The organism is Aquabacterium sp., assembly GCF_014378415.1.
In the GTDB taxonomy this organism is placed as follows: Bacteria; Pseudomonadota; Gammaproteobacteria; order Burkholderiales; family Burkholderiaceae_C; genus Aquabacterium.
Window position 1 is genome coordinate 24,793 of sequence record NZ_JACMNS010000018.1, and the last position, 18,624, is coordinate 43,416.

Here is an 18,624-nt window from a genome sequence, read left to right on the forward strand (position 1 = left end):
TCTACGAGACGCGATTGCTTTGTGTCTTCACATGTTGCGGTAACCCACCTGACTTCAAGGGGGGAAATTCACCCAGGTTTCACGACTTTTCAAAGCACCGACGGTTGGTCGGCCGTGTCCGCGCTCAACGCAGCTTGGGGCCAAACAAAGAATCTCCAGTTAATTTCACATTGCAAAATTACAACCCTGTCAAGGCAAAAAACCCAGCTGGGTCCTGGGTGCTTGACACCTGTGGATTCGGACTAGAAAATAACGACAAACTAACTAACTAACAGGAGGGAAAGCATGGCTATAGGCACTGTCAAATGGTTCAACGATGCCAAAGGGTTTGGCTTCATTGAACCCGATCAGGGTGGGGGCGATGTTTTTGCCCACTTTTCAGCCATCCAGATGGAAGGTTTTCGCACGCTCAAGCAGGGCTCGAAAGTTCAATACGAACTGATAGCCGGCCCCAAAGGCATGCTTGCGCAGAATATTCAGCCGGTTGACGACCTCACGGCGGAACAGGCTCAACCCGATGCTCTGAGTGACATGCACTTCAGGGATGTGTCCGGAGGACCTGGGCACAGCTTGCCGCACTGACGCCCCTCACCAACAAGAACCCCGCCTTGAAGGCGGGGTTCTTGTATCAAGCTGTGACTCTTGTTATCAGTCACAGCTCAGCTTGCCAGGTGCCGGGGTGCAGGTGTCTTTGCGTTTAACGGTGCCCCCGCCTTCGGTGGCGGCACGCCCCGCGCCAACCTCACCGATCACGCCGTTGCGCACTCGGGATGAAACATTGGCGCCAGTCGGTGCCTGCCCGGCTTCGGCCACGCAATCCAAACTGTTGGTTTTAGGCGTGCATTTGCCAGGCAGACGCAAAACGCGGCTACCTTCAGTCACTGGTTGGCCCGAACCAACCTGGGTCATCAGTCCACCGCGAATGCTCAGGGCGTCGCCCTGCTTCAAGGACCGTGTCACCGGCGTGCCTTCGGTTTGGTCAATGGTTTTGACTGCAGAATTTTTGGCGGCCACACCAGGAGGCATGTCGGCTTCAGACTTCATGACGGATGGAGTCTGCCCTTCCGTGGGGGATGAGACAGTCTGCGCCCAGATCGTTGAAGACAAACCGGCACAACAAGCCGCCAAAGCGACCTGAACCAGGCAACGCTGGGTGCAAGAGAAAGCTGATCGATCAGTCATGTATAGCCTCGGCCTTCAAGCTCAGAAGTTCTTGGCCAGCACGGCATTGGCGCGCGGCTGGTGGGTGTTGTTGTCTGCCAGCGGCTCGCCAGTGGCACGCCATGCCAGGTTCAGGCGCAGCGCAAAATCACTGGGGCGTGCCCAGATCATGCCCAGGCCATAGCCGCTGAGGGTGCTGCTGGTCGATGGCGACACTGAGTTCTGCGCCAGCTTGGCGTGGCCCCAATCATAAAAAGTGCTGAACGCCAGTTCATGCGCAAAGCGCCCCAACCAGGCCTCAGGCGGCAGGAAGCGCAATTCCGCAGTCACCACATGGGCGGTATCGCCAGCAGCTTCACCGGGGGCAAAAGCGCGAACGCCCGTGGGGCCACCCGCCGCGAAGCGCTCGGTCGCATCCAGGGTGGTCCCGGCAATCTGGCCTTTGTAGCGTGCGTACAGTTGCAATCGGCCGCTGACCAGGTTTTGCAGGCGGGAGTAGCCCAGACTGGCCTTGCCAAAATTGGTTTTCAGACCGGTGGTGGTCGTGTCGGCCGCATCAAACTTCATCCGCCCTTGCAGCCAACTGAGCTCGTACGTGTTGACCCCGCCATTCAGCCAGTTGTCGCGGAAATCACCGACCACCCCGAACTGAACGTCGTCACTGATCTTGCGGGACGACACGCCAGAGTCCTGATCGTCGAATCGCTTGTTTTCATAGCTCAGCAAGCTGAACACATTGAGGTTGCGCGAACGCACCACCGGGTACAGCGCAAAGCCGCTGGCCGCGACGACCGTGCCGGTCAAGTCGGAAGCAACATACTCTATGTCCAACTCGTAGCGCACCTTAGACAGGGCCGCGCCCAGCTTCAAGCCATTCGCACCGACCGGCGAGACGTAGCTCACGCCCGCGAATGCCAGGCCACCATTGAAGGAAGTCAAAGCGTTGACGGACACGGCATCGCCAAGCCCGGTGGGGCTGGCCACGGTCAGGCCGCCGCTGATGCGACCCATGCCGGTGTAGCGTGAGCCCAAGGAGTCCAACTCGAACCGGCCGCTAACACGGGCTTCGGCGGTGGGGGTGACGATCAGCGATGCGGTGCCAGGCTCGCGACCCTCGCCAATTTCAAAGCGCGTGCGAACACCTTGCAGATCGTTGACCAGGAAAACAACCCGCTCGACATCTTTCACGCGGATGACCTTGCCTGGCTTCAACGCAGCCAGGTAGCTTTCAACCACGTCGCGGTGAACAGGCACGGCGGTGTCGGGCCAGTTCAACTGCACTTGATCAAGGCGACCTTCGAGCACCGCAATGTGCACCACGCCATCTTTGGCCTGCTGTTCGGGCAGGTAGGCAAAGCCAACGTAGTAGCCCAGTTCGCGCTGCATGTACAAGGTCACGGCGGCCGTGGCATTCACCAGGGCTTCATAACTGCGACCCTTGCCGGTGAAGGGCGCGGTGATGGCGGCCAGCCTGGCGGCTGAAGCATCGGGCAAGCCATCGACTTGGTAGGCGATCACATCCAGGGCGATGTCTTCTTCGGGCTTGCCCAATTCTCGCAGGGGCGCTGTGGAAGCAGCTGCGCCTGGCGTGACGGGTTGAGCCCAGGCTCCACCGGTGGCCAGCATGATGGCCGCAGCGGCCAGAACTTTCAAATTCAAAGACGCAAAACGCACGGCAACAATCCCTTTTGAAGTGGTGATTTCGCAAGGCTGCATGGGCTTAAGGCACCGCAGTCCTCCGAGCAACCGTGAGGCCGAGATGATGGTATATCAACGCCCATTCAATTAACAGGCGCCACGGTAAAACACAACGGCGGCCACTTTCTTGGTCTTGACAGGCGGGAAAGGATGAACGTCTAGACTTCAGCATGACCGACGCCTCCCGCACCGAAACCACCACCCGCCCTGACCCCATCGCCTTCTGGGAAGCCTTTCGTTTCTGGCTCAAGCTGGGCTTCATCAGCTTTGGCGGCCCGGCCGGGCAGATCGCCATCATGCACACCGAACTGGTTGAGCGCCGCCGCTGGATCAGCGAGAAGCGCTTCCTGCACGCGCTGAACTATTGCATGGTGTTGCCCGGCCCCGAGGCCCAGCAACTGGCCACCTACATCGGTTGGCTGATGCACCGCACCTGGGGCGGCATTGTGGCTGGCGCTTTGTTCGTGCTGCCCTCGCTGTTCATCCTGGTCGCCTTGTCATGGGTTTATGTGGCGTTCGGGCAGGTGCCGGTGGTAGCGGGCATTTTCTACGGCATCAAGCCGGCGGTGACGGCCCTGGTCGTTCACGCGGCGCACCGCATCGGCACGCGGGCCTTGAAGAACGGCTGGCTTTGGGGCATTGCGGCGGCATCCTTCGTGGCCATCTTTGCGCTGGAGGCGCCCTTCCCCCTGATTGTGTTAATCGCCGCCCTCATCGGGCATCTCGGCGGCCGAATGGCCCCACAGATTTTTGTGGTGGGTGGCGGGCATGGCAGCACCCAGCACACCTATGGGCCCGCGTTGATCGATGACGACACCCCAACGCCAGCGCATGCGCGCTTCACCCGAAGCCACCTGGCCAAGGTGTTGATCATCGGGTTGGGCTTGTGGGCTGGCGCGATGGCCCTGCTGTTAGTTACCCATGGCGTGCAAGGCACACTCACGCAGATGGGCTGGTTCTTCACCAAGGCCGCCCTGCTGACTTTTGGCGGCGCCTATGCCGTGCTGCCCTATGTCTACCAAGGCGCGGTGGAGCACTACCACTGGCTGACGGGCCCCCAGATGATCGACGGTCTGGCCTTGGGCGAGACCACACCCGGTCCGCTGATCATGGTGGTGGCGTTTGTCGGGTTTGTGGGTGCCTGGACGCAGCAGGTGTTCGGGCCCGATGCCTTGATGCTGGCTGGCGTCGTGGCGGCCAGTGTGGTGACCTTTTTCACCTTCCTCCCATCGTTCATCTTCATCCTGGCTGGCGGCCCCTTGATCGAATCGACGCATGGCAAGCTGAAGTTCACCGCACCGTTGACGGCCATCACGGCAGCCGTGGTCGGGGTGATCCTGAACCTGGCGATGTTCTTTGCGTACCACGTGCTGTGGCCCCAAGGCCTGAGTGGGCGCTTCGATTGGGTGTCTGCCGTGATTGTGCTGGGCGCCGCGGTGGCCTTGTTCCGCTTCAAACTGGGCGTCATGCCTTTGCTGGGCCTGTGCGCCCTCGTTGGCCTGGCCAGCACCTGGCTGCGCTAGTCGGCCAAACCGCAGTCAGCTTGGAGCTTGCTTTCCAGCGGCGCAGCATCAAGGCGTTGGTGACCACACTAACGCTGCTGAACGTCATGGCCGCACCAGCGATCACCGGGTTAAGCAGGCCCATGGCGGCCAGCGGGATGCCCACCAGGTTGCAGGCAAACGCCCAGAACAGGTTCTGGCGTATCTTGGCGTAGGTGCGCCGACAGATGTCGATGTCGATGGCGATGCCCACGTCCGCAGCGGCGACGCCCGGGGCATCGTTGATGCCATCGCCCGCCATCGCCACGCGCAGGCCCGACGCCTTGAGCTCATTCACGATGGACGCCTTGTCTTCAGTAGCCTGCTTTTCCAACGGCGGCCGACAGTTTGTGCCTGATCAACCCATTTCGAGGTCTCCCGATGTTTGAATTCCAAGTTCCCGACATGTCGTGCGGCCATTGCGTCAAGGCCGTGACCCAGGCTGTTCAGTCGGTTGACGGCCAAGCCAAGGTTCAGGTTGACCTGGCGAAACACCAGGTCACCGTCGAGACGACGCACGAACGCCAGGCCATCGCGGCGGCATTGGCCGAGGCGGGCTACCCGGTGCAATGACCTTCGTGGCCCTTGGGTTCGCGAACTGACATTCAAACTGAGGTGACGACACCTTGTCGACTTGGCGGGCGAGCCGCACCACAGGACCGGTCCACTCATCGGCCACCCCCGCTTTCAGGTCCTTGCGCACCTTGCGCAATTTCTCGTCATTCTGGGCTTGATCATTGCAGCGCTTGCCCTGGGCTGCAATGCCCACTTGAAGCGGCTGCTTGACCTCCAGACTTGCGTTTTGTCACCAAGCTGACGCCAACCTCGGGTCTGATGCGGTGGCATGCATCTGCATGAACCAGACCAAGAGTGACATGACCAAAGCAATGATTCTGGCAGCCGGCCAGGGAACACGCGTCCGGCCCCTGACCAAGCGAACACCCAAGCCCATGATTCCGATCCTGGGCAAGCCGGTACTGGAGTACCTCATCGAGCTCTTGGCTCGATATGGGGTCAAAGAGATCATGGTGAACGTGTCTTCCAATCATTGGAAGATCGAAAACTACTTTGGTGATGGCCACCGCTGGGGGGTCGAAATCGGCTACTCCTACGAAGGGGTGCGTGAGCATGGCGAGATCATGCCGAAAGCTCTGGGTTCGGCTGGCGGCATGCGCAAGATCCAGGACTTCAGTGGGTTCTTTGACGAGACCACCATCGTGCTTTGCGGAGATGCCATCATCGATTTGGACATCCATGCTGCACTGCTCGAACATCATGCCAAAAAGGCCATGGCCAGTGTCGTGACCTTGGCGGTACCAGACGATCAGGTCAGCAACTATGGCATCGTCGTGGCTGACCGTGAAGACAGGGTCACTTCCTTCCAGGAAAAACCCAAGACCGGAAAAGCCAAATCGAACTTGGCCAGCACGGGCATCTACATTTTCGAGCCCGCCATTTTAGAGTTCGTGCCCCCTGGGGTGGAGTTCGACATTGGCAGCCAGTTGTTTCCTTTGTTGGCCGAACAAGGCTTGCCGTTTTATGCGCAACGCCGAACCTTCAACTGGATCGACATTGGCCGTGTCAGTGACTACTGGTCTGTATGCCAGCGTGTACTTCGCGGAGAAATTTCCGACATGCGGATGCCGGGAAAAGAGGTTCGGCCGGGCGTTTGGGTTGGCCTGAACACGCGCATTGACTGGAACACAGTCAACATCACAGGACCTGTCTACATCGGCTCAGGATCGTGCATAGATTCTGGTGTGACCATCGAGGGCCCGAGCTGGATTGGACACGGCTGCACCCTGCGCAAAAACAGCACTGTGGTGAGAAGCACCTTGTTTGAATACACGCGCCTGAGTGAAACCGCTACCTTCAACGAGGTTGTTGCATCACCGCAGTATTGTGTAGACCGCCATGGGCATACCACCTACCAAGGCGATGAAAGCACCACTTTGCGTTGGGGCGACGCACGCGCCTGAGAAAACAGCCAGGCAAGGGGGGGCACTCTGGCGCGGTGCTTCAATCGGATCATGCGTGATCCATCAATGCGTCATGTCACCTTGTTCTGATGCACGCCAAGCCTTTCAACTTGGAGCGTGTCATGTCATTCCTCAAATCCGCCCTGCTGGTAACACTGACCACCGCGGCGCTGGCAGCACATGCCACGTCAACACCCTTGGCTGCTGATGATCAGTGGCAGACGTTCGGCGTCGATAGCTACTCGGCCCTGTCCGGTGGCACCGAGTGGATCGACAACGACTACACCAATGAAACCGGTTACGGCACGGCGCTGGATTTCAATTTCACCATCGGTGCTGGCTTCGTGGGACAGTTGACCGTGGTCGATGCCAGCATGGCAGGCGACGTCTTCAATGTGTTCAACCAAGGCCAACTGTTGGGCAGCACCAGCAGCGTAGCCGTTCAGCTGTACGGCAGCGCCCCCGACGTCGGCGATGACCATGACGCGGCCTTGCTGAGCAGCGTCTTCAGCCGTGGCTTGTTCGCCCTGGGGGCTGGCAATTACAGCATCAGCGGTGTGCTGACGCAGTCGCTGATGCTTGACGACGGCGCGGGTAGTTTAAGCCCGATCAATGCCACCTCTGGCGCCCTCAAGCTGAGCGTGAGTGCTGTCCCCGAACCCTCGACCCTGGTGTTCGCCTTGCTGGGCCTGGCCTGGCTCGTCGCCCCGCGTCGCACCTATTCGCGCTGATTCCTCACGCTGATCCACATCCATTCGGGAGTTTCAACATGATCGTTCGTACCTTGTGCGCCAGTCTGGCGCTGGCTTTTTCTGCTGCCGTGATCGCCCAGACCACCGCCCCCAAGCCCCCTTTCACCGTCAAGATCATTGGCTTCAATGACTACCACGGCAACCTCGAAACGCCAGGCACTTTCGGTGCCAACACCCTGGTGCCAACAGCCAGCCGTCCGGCAGTCGGTGGGGCCGAGTACATGGCAGCCTATGTGGCCCGCATGAAGGCGAGCAACCCGTTGAATGTCGTCGTCGGTGCGGGTGACTTCATTGGCGCCACGCCGCTGATCTCAGCCCTGTTCTTTGACGAGCCAGCCGTGGAAACGCTCAACCAGATCGGCGTGGAATTCAACGCTGTGGGTAACCACGAGTTCGACAAGGGCAAGACCGAACTCAAGCGACTGCAAAGCGGCGGCTGCAAATTCACCGGCAACGTCCAAGAGGCCAACAGCTGCAGGGGCTTTGGCTCCGCCACCCCAGGCACCTTCGACGGCGCCAAGTTCACATGGCTGTCAGCCAACGTGGTGGAAACCGCCACATCCAAACCGCTGCTGCCCGCTTATGGCGTGAAGACATTCAATGGCGTGAAGGTGGCCTTCATCGGCATGACGCTCAAGGGAACCCCGGGTATCGTCACGCCCGCTGGCGTGGCTGGGTTGAGCTTTCAAGATGAAGCGGACACCGTCAACGCCCTGATCCCGCGTCTGCGCGCCCAAGGCATCGAATCCATCGTGGTGCTGTTGCACCAGGGTGGTTTCCAGAACCAAGTCACTGGCGTGTCGAACCAAGCCATCACCAGCGACATCAACGGTTGCACCGGTGACTTGAAGAACACTGATGGCACCGATTCCGACCTTCGCGCCATCGTCAAGCGCTTGGACAATGCGGTGGACTTGGTGATCAGTGGCCACACGCACGCGGCCTACAACTGCTCGGCCAACACCATCGATGTGCGAGGTACCTCACTGAGCAATGCCGTGACGACAGCCCGCACGGCCGGCTTGCCCAACAAGGCAGGTCGCCTGGTCCCTGTGACCAGCTCCAGCGCTTTTGGCCGCGTCTTGACGGAGGTGGACGTGACCATCAACCCCACCACTCGCGACATCGTCGCCGTGAGTCCACGCAACGTGTTGGTGGACCGCACCGATGCCGCGATCAACAATGCCATTGCGGCCCATCCTGAGGTTAAAAACGTGGTGAACGCCTACAAGGCCGCCGCGTCGCCTTTGGCCAATGCGGTCATCGCCAGCATCACTGCCCCGATGAACAACGCGGCCAACACGGCCGGCGAGATGGAAGCAGGTGACTTGATCGCGGATGCCCAACTGGCCGCGACGCAGCCCACAAGCCTGGGCGGTGCCGTGATCGCCTTCATGAACGCAGGTGGCGTGCGCAGCCCCGGCTTCGTCAATGGCACCAATGCCTACCCCTACGACCTGACCTACGGCAATGCTTTCACCACCCAACCCTTCGGCAACAGCCTGGTGACGTTGACCCTGACCGCCCAGCAAATCAAGGATGTACTTGAGCAGCAGTTCATTGGGTGCAATGGGCAGACGGCCAACCGCATCATGCAGATCTCCAATGGCCTGAAGTACACCTGGAACTCGGCCGGCACCTGCGGCACCCGCATCACCGAGGTGACACTCACTCCGACGGATGTGACCGTGACCCCGCCCGTGGTCACAGGCCCTACTGAGGTCCTGGTCCTGGGGGGCGTGGTTCACAGTCCAGCCAAAACCTACCGCGTGACCGTGAACAACTTCATGGCCACCGGGGGCGACGGCTTCGGCGTCTTTGTGGGTGGTGCGGCCCAACTTGGTGGCGCGCAAGACATCGATGCGCTGACCGCTTATCTGACCGGATTCAAGAGCCCGAACCCGGCCTACAACCCCGCGAGCGCGGTGCTGGCCAAGCCTCGGATCACCCGCCAGTGATCACCCGACGATGGCCGCTGCGGGTGTGGGCCGTGGCGCTGAGCGTGTTGGCCTTGTCGGCGACGGCAGATGCGGAGCAAAAAAAGGCGCCGCCTGCCAAGCGCCATGCCCACGAGCACTCTGAGGCAGGCAGCACACCGCAATCGCTGGCCGAGCGTCGGCGCCTGCTGTCAAAGGGCGAGAGTTGCCTTCGTGAAGGTGACGTTGAGTGTGCGCGGCAGGCATTCGAGCAAGCCGCATTGCAAGCACATGAAGCCCACATCGAGTTGGGCATTCTGCGCACCCAGATGCAGGCTGGTGAGTACCGCCAGGCACTCGCCTTTGCGGCCCACACCGCCGGCGTCCATGCTGACGAGGTAGAAGGCCGAGTGTTTTACGCTTGGCTGTTGAACCTGGGCGGCCAGGTGGCCGTGGCCAATCAGACGCTCAAGCAAGCCGAAGCCAGCGAGCCTGATCACCCCATGGTGAAAGCGGCGCGCCACCGCTTTCAAACAGGCGCGCTGTTGGCGGACGGCGCCTTGTTGTCCCTGCCAGCCCGCTTGGCACCTTTCGCCACGGGCCTGACCGTGGGCCGGGATGCCCGAACGACCGGCACCGCGCTGCTGCTCGCCGATGGGCGCCATGCGCTGGCACCGCAAGCGGCTTTGCCGTCCTCTGGCGGAATCTGGTTGCGCAATGGCCTGGGACAAACAGTCGCGGCCTTGGTGGATCATCAGGACGAGTCTCTGGGGCTGGTGTTGCTGACATTGTCGGCAGCCCTGCCCGTTGCAGGAGGAGCAATCGTTCCGCCAAATGACGCATTTTCCGGCTCGCCGGTGTTCGCCATGGACTACCCGAATGACCCAGCTGGGCAGCCTGCCTGGCCAGTCATGCGACCGGGTTTCCTTGGCGGCCCTGTCGCAGGCTCCTTGGCAGGCACCCTGCGCCTGGGCGTGGAGTTGCCCGACAACGGCCCACACGGGGGCCCGGTGTATGACCAGGGTGGCCGGTTGGTCGGACTGGCGCTGGGACAGGCCTCAGGCAGCACGGCAGCGTCCGATCGCCTGATCTCCGTCGGGGCTTTGCGCGACCGATTCGGTGAGCACTTTGGCACGCAGGCGGTTGAGTTGCGACCAACCCCAATCGGGGCAGATGATGTGTACGAACGCGCGATGACGACCAGCCTGCAGGTGCTCGTGGTTGCACCTTGATTTGCAACCAGCCCAAGATCTGCCCCTGGTCCAGGCGTTCTCAAGGTCTGCGCGACAGCGCTCCCCATGGCCGCCCGCCACACTCATTGAGATGATGCCGAGTTATTTCATGTGCTCCCGCCTTGTTGTGAAAGGCGGCTCCAGCCGCCGAGTTCTGGCTGCGCATGACAAGCCGTTTGCGGCGAAGTTTCGCTTCTGGCGTGTTCCGCACCCGCCGTCGTTGACAAGGAGGCACGCCCACCACTACAGTGACAAACGGTATGATGGCCCGCAGCTGTCTGCTGCTCAATGCCCCCCCTCGACCACACGCCCATGACCCGCGACTTCAAACAAATGATCTGCCGACTGATGGTCGGGATCATACTGTTTGCGCAAATGAGCATCGCCGCCTACGCCTGCCCGGGGGTCTCGGCCCAAGGCGCCGCGCAGGCCAGCACCATGGAGGGCATGGCCAACTGCGAACAGATGGCGGGCTACCCCGACAAGACCTTCGCCAACCTCTGTGCCGAGCATTGCCACCAGGGTCAGCAAAGCGACCACACGCAGTTGCCCAGCTTGCCCGCCGTGGTACTGGTCAGCCTGTACCCGGTTGGCCAGACGGCTGGCGGCTCTGAGCCTTCATGGCGGGCTCTGACGACGGGCCTGCGCCCTGACCCGGCGCCTCCGCCCCTGTCGATACTCCACTGTTGCTTCCAAATTTGATCTTCCGAACGACGCGGCGTTGAGGACCTCACCGGTCACTCGGACGCCACGGTCGCGCTGCCGCGTGTCTGAACTTTGTTCGCACGCCTGTCAGCAGGCGCGCCTTTGCGCTTCGTTTTGGAGACCTCATGTTCACCGATTTTTTGCCCCTTGCCCAGCGGGGCGCGATCCTGCTGCTGGCAGGCAGCGCCTGGGCCTTTAACGCCCACGCCCAGGACACCTTGGATTTCGACCAGGCGCTTGGTCTCTCGCAAGCGCGGTCCCGCCAGTTGGCCGCACAGGATCATGCGGTCGCCGCAGCCCGGGACATGGCCGTCGCGGCAGGCCAGCGGCCCGATCCCACCTTGACGCTGGGCATCAGCAACCTGCCCATTGACGGCCCCGACCGCTTCAGCCTGGGGCGCGACTTCATGACCATGAGGTCGGTCGGCGTCATGCAGGAGTACACCCGCGAAGACAAACGACTGGCCCGCTCCCGCCGTTTCGAGCGAGAGGCGCAAGCCAGCGAGGCCAGCCGCGCGCTGGCGCTGTCCAACCTGCAACGCGACACCGCCGTGGCCTGGCTGGAGCGCCATTTCCAGGAACGCATGCTGGCGCTGCTCAAAGCTCAGCGGGACGAGACCCGCCTTCAGGTCGAGGCGGCCGAAGCGGCCTACCGGGGTGGCCGGGGGGCCCAGGCCGATGTGTTCGCTGCCCGCTCGGCCCTCGCCCAACTCGACGACCGCATCGAGCAAGCCGAACGCCTGGTGCGCACCGCCAAAACGCTGCTGGCGCGCTGGACGGGCGATGATCTGAACAAGCCGCTGGGCGCACCGCCCGACACCAGCAGTGTCCGCCTGCAACAGGCGAATCTGGAGAATGAACTGGCCATCGGCCACCCCGAAGTCGCCGTGATGGCCAGGCAAGAGGAGGTGGCCCAGGCCGATGCAGACCTCGCCCGCGCCAACCAACACGCCGATTGGAGCGTGGCATTCATGCTCAGCCATCGTGGCCCGGGCTACTCGAACATGGCCTCGCTGAGCGTGTCGGTGCCCCTGCAATGGGACCAGGCCAACCGCCAGGACCGGGAACTGTCCGCCAAGTTGGCCATCACGGACCAGTGGCATGCCCAGCGCGAAGAGGCCGTGCGCGACCACCTCGCCCAGGTGAGGGCCACGCTGCAAGCCTGGCAAAGCGGCCGTGACCGCTTGAGCCGCTACGACGCCACCCTGATGCCCTTGGCGGCTGAGCGCAGCAACGCCACGCTGGCCGCCTACCGTGGCGGCGGCATGCCCCTGGCCTCGGTGCTGGAAGCCCGGCGCATGGCGTTGGACACCGGCATGGAGCGCCTGAGCCTGGAGATGGAGACCGCCCGCCTGTGGGCCCAGCTCAACTTCCTGATCCCCGCCGACCACGACGTGGCCACGCCTCGGCCCTGACCTTTGCCATGGAAAACAACATGAAAACCAAACACCTGGTGATCGCACTGGCCGCCGCGTCGGTGCTGGCTGCAAGCGGCTATGGCTTGTATGCCCTGGGCATGAAAAATGGCAGCGGCATGGCGGCCACGGCTGACGCAGCCGCCCCGGCGAAAGCGGCAACAACGCCCGCCTCGACCATGCCGACACAGGCGGTGCCACAAGGCATCGCCGAGGGCGAAGAAGCCACCCGCCGCCACATCGCCTCAGGCATCAAGGCTGGCGACGTGGACCCCATCACCGGCAAGCAGGTCCTGTACTACCACGACCCCATGGTGCCGGGCAACAAGTTCGACAAGCCCGCCAAGTCGCCTTTCATGGACATGATGCTGGTGCCCGTCTACGCCGACAGCGAGGGCGACCAGGGCAAGGTCACCATCAGCGCGCGCATCCAGCAGAACCTGGGCGTGCGCACCGCCGAGGTCGTGGAGGGCACGCTGTCGCCTCAGGTCTCGGCCGTGGGCAGCATCGCCTACAACGAGCGCGACCAGGCCACCGTGCAGGCCCGTGCCACCGGCTACGTGGAGCGGCTCCATGTGCGCGCGACCCTGGACACCGTGAGCCAGGGGCAACCCCTGCTGGACCTCTACGTGCCCGAGTGGATCGCGGCTCAGGAGGAGTTCCTGTCCGTTCGTCGCATGAAGGGCACCGACCTCGCGCCCTTGGTCGATGGTGCTCGCCAGCGCATGCGCCAAGTCGGCATGTCGGACGACCAAATTCGCCTGGTCGAACGCAGCGGCCAAACCCAGCCGCGCATCACTCTTCGCGCACCGATCAGCGGCGTGGTCGCCGAACTGATGGCCCGCGACGGCATGTCGGTGATGCCCGGTGCCACCTTGCTGCGCATCAACGGCGTCTCCAGGGTCTGGGCCAATGCCGAGGTGCCCGAGAGCCAGGCGGCGCAACTGCGGCCCGGCGCCAAGGTCCAGGCCAGGAGCCCAGCGGTGCCAGGCACCCTTTTTGAGGGCACCGTGCAGGCCCTGGTGCCCGAGGTCAGCGCGGCCACCCGCACGATAAAGGCCCGGGTGGAGTTGGCCAACCCCGGCGCGCGGCTGGTGCCGGGCATGTTAGTGACCATGCAGTTCATGGACATGCGAGCGGACAAGGTGTTGCTCGTCCCCACCGAGGCGGTGATTCAGACCGGCAAGCGCACGGTCGTGTTGCTGGCCGAGGAGCAAGGGCGGTTTCGCCCGGTGGAGGTCGAGTCAGGCATCGAGAGTGCGGGACAGACCGAGATCAAGCGCGGGCTGGAGGCCGGCCAGCGCGTGGTGGTGTCCGCCCAATTCTTGATTGATTCAGAGGCCAGCCTCAAAGGGGTCGAAGCCCGCCTCAACAAGGCCCCGGTGCCCACGGCCGCCAACACATCGCCCCGCCATGAAGGCCAAGGCAAGGTCGAAGCCATCGGCCGTGATGCGATCACGCTGTCGCACGAAGCCATCGCCTCGCTCAAGTGGGGACCGATGACCATGGACTTCAAACTGCCGCTCAAAGGTGGTCTGCCGCGCAACCTGGAGGTCGGCGACCCGGTGAATTTCGAGTTCTACATGGATGCCGACGACACGCCCCAACTGACCAGCGTGAGCCCCAAAGCGCCCGACCCCAAGCCGCCAGCCACCCCCACTGCTGGGAGCAAGCCATGATCGCCCGGCTCATCCGCTGGTCCATCGTCAATCGCTTCCTGGTGCTGTTGGCCACCGTCATGCTCAGCGCCTGGGGCGTGTACGCCGCCTTGAAGACACCGCTGGACGCCCTGCCCGACCTGTCCGACGTGCAGGTGATCATCCGCACCACCTACCCCGGCCAAGCGCCACGCATTGTGGAGAACCAGGTGACCTACCCGCTCACCACCACCATGCTGTCCGTGCCCGGGGCCAAGACGGTGCGGGGCTATTCTTTCTTTGGCGACTCGTTTGTCTACGTTTTGTTCGAGGATGGCACCGACCTGTACTGGGCACGCTCGCGCGTGCTGGAGTACCTGAACCAAGTGCAATCCCGCCTGCCTGCCAGCGCCAAAGCTTCGCTGGGGCCGGATGCCACGGGCGTGGGCTGGATCTACCAGTACGCGCTGATCGACCGAAGCGGCACACAGGACGCCGGGCAACTGCGGGCGCTGCAGGACTGGTTCCTGAAGTACGAACTCAAGACCGTGCCCAACGTGGCCGAGGTGGCCTCGGTGGGCGGCATGGTGCGCCAGTACCAAGTCGTGCTCGACCCGGACAAGCTGGCCGCCTACAAGATCCCGCACACCAAGGTTGTCGATGCCATTCAGAAAGCCAACCAGGAAGCCGGTGGCTCGGTGTTGGAGTTGGGCGAAGCCGAGTACATGGTGCGCGCCTCCGGCTACCTGCAATCGCTGGAGGACTTTCGGCAAGTGCCACTGATGACGACGGATGCCGGTGTCTCGGTGCGCCTGGGCGACGTGGCCCGCGTCCAGATCGGGCCGGAGATGCGCCGGGGCATTGGTGAACTCGATGGCGAGGGCGAAGCCGCAGGCGGCGTGATCGTGATGCGCTCGGGCAAGAACGCGCTGGAGACGATTGCGGCGGTCAAGGCCAAACTCAAAACGCTGCAAGCCAGCCTGCCCAAGGGCGTGGAGATCGTGCCGGTGTATGACCGCTCCAGTCTGATCGAGCGTGCGGTGGAGAACCTCTCCCACAAGCTGCTGGAAGAGTTCGCCGTCGTGGCCGTGGTGTGCTTCATCTTTTTGTTCCACCTGCGATCAGCTTTGGTCGCGATCATTTCCTTGCCGCTGGGCATCCTGGCCGCCTTCATCGTGATGCACTACCAGGGGGTGAACGCGAACATCATGTCGCTGGGGGGCATTGCGATTGCCATCGGTGCCATGGTGGACGCGGCCGTGGTGATGATCGAGAACGCGCACAAGCACCTGGAGCACTGGGCTCATGACCACCCTGACCAGACGCTGGAGGGGCCCGAGCGCTGGCGCGTCATCGGGGATGCGGCCGCTGAAGTCGGGCCCGCCTTGTTCTTCTCGCTGTTGATCATCACCCTGTCCTTCATCCCGGTGTTCACGCTGGAGGCGCAGGAGGGGCGGCTGTTCTCGCCGCTGGCGTTCACGAAGACCTACGCCATGGCGGCAGCCGCTGGCTTGTCCATCACGCTGATCCCGGTGCTGATGGGCTACCTGATCCGAGGCCGCATCCCCGACGAGAAGAGCAACCCGCTCAATCGCTTCCTGATCGCCGCCTACCGACCGCTGCTCAACGCGGTGCTGCGAAGTCCCAAGCTGACCCTGGTCATCGCAGCGGTGCTGCTGGTGCTCAGCTTGTGGCCCTTGCAGCACATTGGCGGCGAGTTCATGCCGCGCCTGGACGAAGGCGACCTGCTCTACATGCCCACCGCCCTGCCCGGCTTGTCGGCGGGCAAAGCCAGCGAGTTGCTCCAGCAGACCGACCGCTTGATCAAGACGCTGCCCGAGGTGGCCAGCGTCTACGGCAAGGCAGGCCGTGCCGAGACCGCCACCGACCCGGCGCCCATGGAGATGTTCGAGACCACCATCCAGTTCAAGCCGCGTGACCAGTGGCGCGCAGGCATGACGCAGGACAAGCTGGTGGACGAGCTCGACCGCATCGTCAAGGTGCCGGGCCTGGCCAACATCTGGGTGCCGCCCATCCGCAACCGCATCGACATGCTGGCCACGGGCATCAAGAGCCCCGTGGGCGTCAAAGTTGCGGGCACCGACCTGGCCACCATCGATCGCCTCACCGGCGAGATCGAGCGGGCGCTCAAAAACGTGCCCGGCGTGAGCAGCGCCTTGGCCGAACGCTTGACGGGTGGTCGCTACATCGATGTCGACATCCGCCGCGACGCTGCGGCGCGCTTTGGCATGAACATCGCCGATGTGCAGTCGGTCATCAGTTCGGCCGTGGGTGGCGAGAACATTGGCGAGACCGTCGAAGGCCTGCAGCGGTTCCCGATCAACCTGCGCTACCCGCGCGAAACACGCGACTCGCTAGAGAAGCTGCGCACGCTGCCCATCGTCAACGAACGCGGCCAGCGCCTGGTCTTGTCGGATGTGGCCGACATCCGCATCACCGATGGGCCGCCCATGCTGCGCAGCGAGAACGCGCGCCTGTCTGGCTGGGTCTATGTCGACATCCGGGGGCGCGATCTGCGCTCGGCGGTGCAGGACATGCAGCGTGCCGTGACCGCCAAGGTGACGCTGCCGCCGGGCTATTCGATTTCGTGGTCTGGCCAGTTCGAGTTCCTGGAGCGGGCCACGGCCAAGCTCAAGGTGGTGGTGCCGTTCACGCTGCTGATCATCTTCGTGCTGCTGTACCTGACCTTCGGCGCTTTGGATGAAGCCCTGTTGATCATGGCCACCCTGCCCTTCGCCCTGATCGGCGGCATCTGGCTGCTGTACCTGCTGGGCTACAACCTGTCGGTGGCTGGGGCTGTGGGCTTCATCGCCTTGGCGGGCGTGTCCGCCGAGTTCGGCGTCATCATGCTGCTGTACCTCAAGAGCGCCTGGAACGAGCGCATTGAGCGAGGCGAGGTGACGACCGAGGACCTGCTGGACGCCATCCGCGAAGGGGCCGTTCTGCGTGTGCGGCCCAAGGCCATGACCGTGGCAGTGATCCTGGCAGGCCTGTTCCCAATCATGTGGGGAACGGGTACAGGCTCCGAGGTCATGCAGCGCATAGCAGCGCCCATGGTGGGCGGGATGATCACGGCGCCCTTGCTGTCGATGTTCGTGGTACCGGCCGTTTACCTGCTGATGAGGCGTCGGCGAAAACCGTCCACCTCAAGTCCTCCAGGCAGGGGGATGGGCTAGGAAAAATTCACCGTGAATTCAACGAAAAACCCCTTTTCTTATCTTTACCCCCCAAGCAAAAGACGGCCACGCGCATGCGGCAAACTGCAAGCAAAACAACAAACAGGCCACCTTGTCATGACCCCCAATGCGATCCAGTCCTCCGTCAAAAACCAGACCGGAAAAGTCACCCCTTGGTTGATGGGCGTCGTTCTCGCACTGGGTGCATCAGGTGCCTGGTGGTACTCGCAGCACCGTGGCCAGGCAGGTCAAGACGGTGCCGGCCCGGCCAGCAGCGCGCCCCAAGGCAAAAATGCACCGCGTTTTGGCGGCGTCAACAAGGTCCAGCCCGTGTCGGTGGCCTTGGTCAAGCGGCAGGACATCCGGGTCACCGTGAACGCGATCGGCACCATTGCCGCGGCCAACACCGCCGTGGTCAAGGCCAAAATCGACGGTGAACTCAAAGCCATCTACTTTCAGGAAGGCCAGGTGGTGAAGGCCGGTGCCTTGCTGGCCGAGATCGACCCACGCCCGTTTCAGATTGCACTGGCGCAAGTTCAAGGCCAACTGGCCCGCGATCAGGCCCAGTTGCAGAACGCCAAGCTGGATGCCGAACGCTTTCGTGATCTGCTGAACAAGGATGGCATCGCCAAGCAGCAGGTCGACACGCAAGATGCGCTGGTGCGCCAGTTGCAAGGCACCGTGCAATCGGACCAGGCCCAGGTTGACAGCGCCAAGCTGCAGCTCTCTTACACCCGCATCACCGCGCCGATTTCGGGCCGCCTCGGGCTCAAGCAGGCCGACCTGGGCAATGTGCTGCATGCCAGCGATGTCAACGGCCTGATCTCGATTGCGCAAACGCAACCCGTGAACGTGGTGTTCGCGGTGCCCGACACCCAATTGCCCCAGATCACCAGCCAGCTCAAGGCCGGCCAGGCCCTGCCCGTCGAAGCGTGGGACCGTGAGCAGAAGCTCAAGCTGGCCGATGGCAAGGTGGCCAGCACCGACAACGCCATTGACCTGGCCACTGGCACGATCAAACTCAAGGCCTTGTTCCCCAATCTGGACGGCGGCTTGTTTCCGAACCAGTCGGTGAACGTGCGCCTGCAACTCAAGGTCTTGCAAGGCACGCTGGCGGTGCCGAGCGCAGCGGTGTTGCGCGGCGCCAAAGGCACCTATGTGTACCTGGTCAACGCCGACAAAACGGTCAGCACCAAGGCGATCCGAGCTGGCGCCAACGATGGCGACTGGGTCAGCGTGCAGGGCGACTTGCAACCCGGCCAGCAAGTGGTGGTTGATGGCACGGATCGTCTGCGGGAAGGCGCTCAAATTGACATCATCACGCCAGGTGCCACCGCTTCAGCAGCCTCGTCACCCAAGCGCCGTCATCGCGAATCCTCGAACTGATCCTG

13 protein-coding genes and 2 pseudogenes are annotated in these 18,624 nt (G+C 62.7%); 12 read left to right on the forward strand and 3 right to left on the reverse strand.

Annotated elements, in window-relative coordinates; translation table 11 throughout:
• Positions 1-285 precede the first annotated feature (285 nt).
• Positions 286-480, forward strand: a pseudogene (locus tag H7225_RS02275) (cold-shock protein); the annotation flags it as partial.
• A 168-nt stretch (positions 481-648) separates the two neighbouring features.
• On the opposite strand, the gene H7225_RS02280 reads toward H7225_RS02275, so the two are convergent.
• Both H7225_RS02280 and H7225_RS02285 read right to left on the reverse strand, forming a co-directional pair.
• Positions 649-1,044, reverse strand: coding sequence for a hypothetical protein (locus tag H7225_RS02280; protein WP_290659123.1), 396 nt, complete (start codon positions 1,042-1,044; stop codon positions 649-651).
• A 159-nt stretch (positions 1,045-1,203) separates the two neighbouring features.
• On the reverse strand, positions 1,204-2,835 hold the full coding sequence (locus tag H7225_RS02285) for a ShlB/FhaC/HecB family hemolysin secretion/activation protein (RefSeq protein WP_290659125.1): 1,632 nt from the start codon (positions 2,833-2,835) through the stop codon (positions 1,204-1,206).
• A gap of 194 nt (positions 2,836-3,029) precedes the next feature.
• On the opposite strand from H7225_RS02285, the gene chrA reads away from it, so the two are divergent.
• Positions 3,030-4,382, forward strand: a complete 1,353-nt coding sequence (chrA, locus tag H7225_RS02290; protein ID WP_290659127.1) for a chromate efflux transporter — start codon at positions 3,030-3,032, stop codon at positions 4,380-4,382.
• Here chrA and H7225_RS02295 read toward each other — a convergent pair.
• A pseudogene (locus H7225_RS02295) lies at positions 4,324-4,716 on the reverse strand (hypothetical protein); the annotation flags it as partial. The gene chrA and the pseudogene H7225_RS02295 sit on opposite strands and share 59 nt — an antisense overlap.
• Before the next feature lie 65 nt (positions 4,717-4,781).
• Here H7225_RS02295 and H7225_RS02300 point away from each other — a divergent pair.
• From H7225_RS02300 to H7225_RS02345, 10 genes are all read left to right on the forward strand, one after another.
• Entirely contained in the window at positions 4,782-4,973 is a 192-nt protein-coding gene (locus tag H7225_RS02300) for a heavy-metal-associated domain-containing protein (RefSeq protein WP_290659129.1), read from the forward strand.
• Between the two features lie 281 nt (positions 4,974-5,254).
• Positions 5,255-6,379, forward strand: a complete 1,125-nt coding sequence (locus H7225_RS02305; RefSeq protein ID WP_290659130.1) for an NDP-sugar synthase — start codon at positions 5,255-5,257, stop codon at positions 6,377-6,379.
• A 122-nt stretch (positions 6,380-6,501) separates the two neighbouring features.
• The gene (locus H7225_RS02310; RefSeq protein ID WP_290659132.1) at positions 6,502-7,110 is read left to right on the forward strand and encodes a PEP-CTERM sorting domain-containing protein; all 609 of its coding nucleotides are present in this window, start codon (positions 6,502-6,504) and stop codon (positions 7,108-7,110) included.
• A gap of 38 nt (positions 7,111-7,148) precedes the next feature.
• On the forward strand, positions 7,149-9,089 hold the full coding sequence (locus H7225_RS02315; RefSeq protein ID WP_290659134.1) for a bifunctional metallophosphatase/5'-nucleotidase: 1,941 nt from the start codon (positions 7,149-7,151) through the stop codon (positions 9,087-9,089).
• Positions 9,086-10,279 (forward strand): hypothetical protein, encoded by a 1,194-nt coding sequence (locus tag H7225_RS02320; RefSeq protein ID WP_290659136.1) that lies wholly within the window; start codon positions 9,086-9,088, stop codon positions 10,277-10,279. Before H7225_RS02315 ends, H7225_RS02320 begins: the two co-directional genes overlap by 4 nt.
• 348 nt (positions 10,280-10,627) lie before the next feature.
• Entirely contained in the window at positions 10,628-10,981 is a 354-nt protein-coding gene (locus H7225_RS02325; RefSeq protein WP_290659137.1) for a hypothetical protein, read from the forward strand.
• 128 nt (positions 10,982-11,109) lie between these two features.
• On the forward strand, positions 11,110-12,399 hold the full coding sequence (locus H7225_RS02330; RefSeq protein ID WP_290659139.1) for a TolC family protein: 1,290 nt from the start codon (positions 11,110-11,112) through the stop codon (positions 12,397-12,399).
• 20 nt (positions 12,400-12,419) lie between these two features.
• The gene (locus H7225_RS02335; RefSeq protein ID WP_290659141.1) at positions 12,420-14,078 is read left to right on the forward strand and encodes an efflux RND transporter periplasmic adaptor subunit; all 1,659 of its coding nucleotides are present in this window, start codon (positions 12,420-12,422) and stop codon (positions 14,076-14,078) included.
• Complete coding sequence (locus H7225_RS02340; protein ID WP_290659142.1) at positions 14,075-17,233, forward strand: efflux RND transporter permease subunit; 3,159 nt, start codon at positions 14,075-14,077, stop codon at positions 17,231-17,233. Before H7225_RS02335 ends, H7225_RS02340 begins: the two co-directional genes overlap by 4 nt.
• A gap of 117 nt (positions 17,234-17,350) precedes the next feature.
• The gene (locus tag H7225_RS02345; protein ID WP_290659144.1) at positions 17,351-18,619 is read left to right on the forward strand and encodes an MdtA/MuxA family multidrug efflux RND transporter periplasmic adaptor subunit; all 1,269 of its coding nucleotides are present in this window, start codon (positions 17,351-17,353) and stop codon (positions 18,617-18,619) included.
• Positions 18,620-18,624 lie beyond the last annotated feature (5 nt).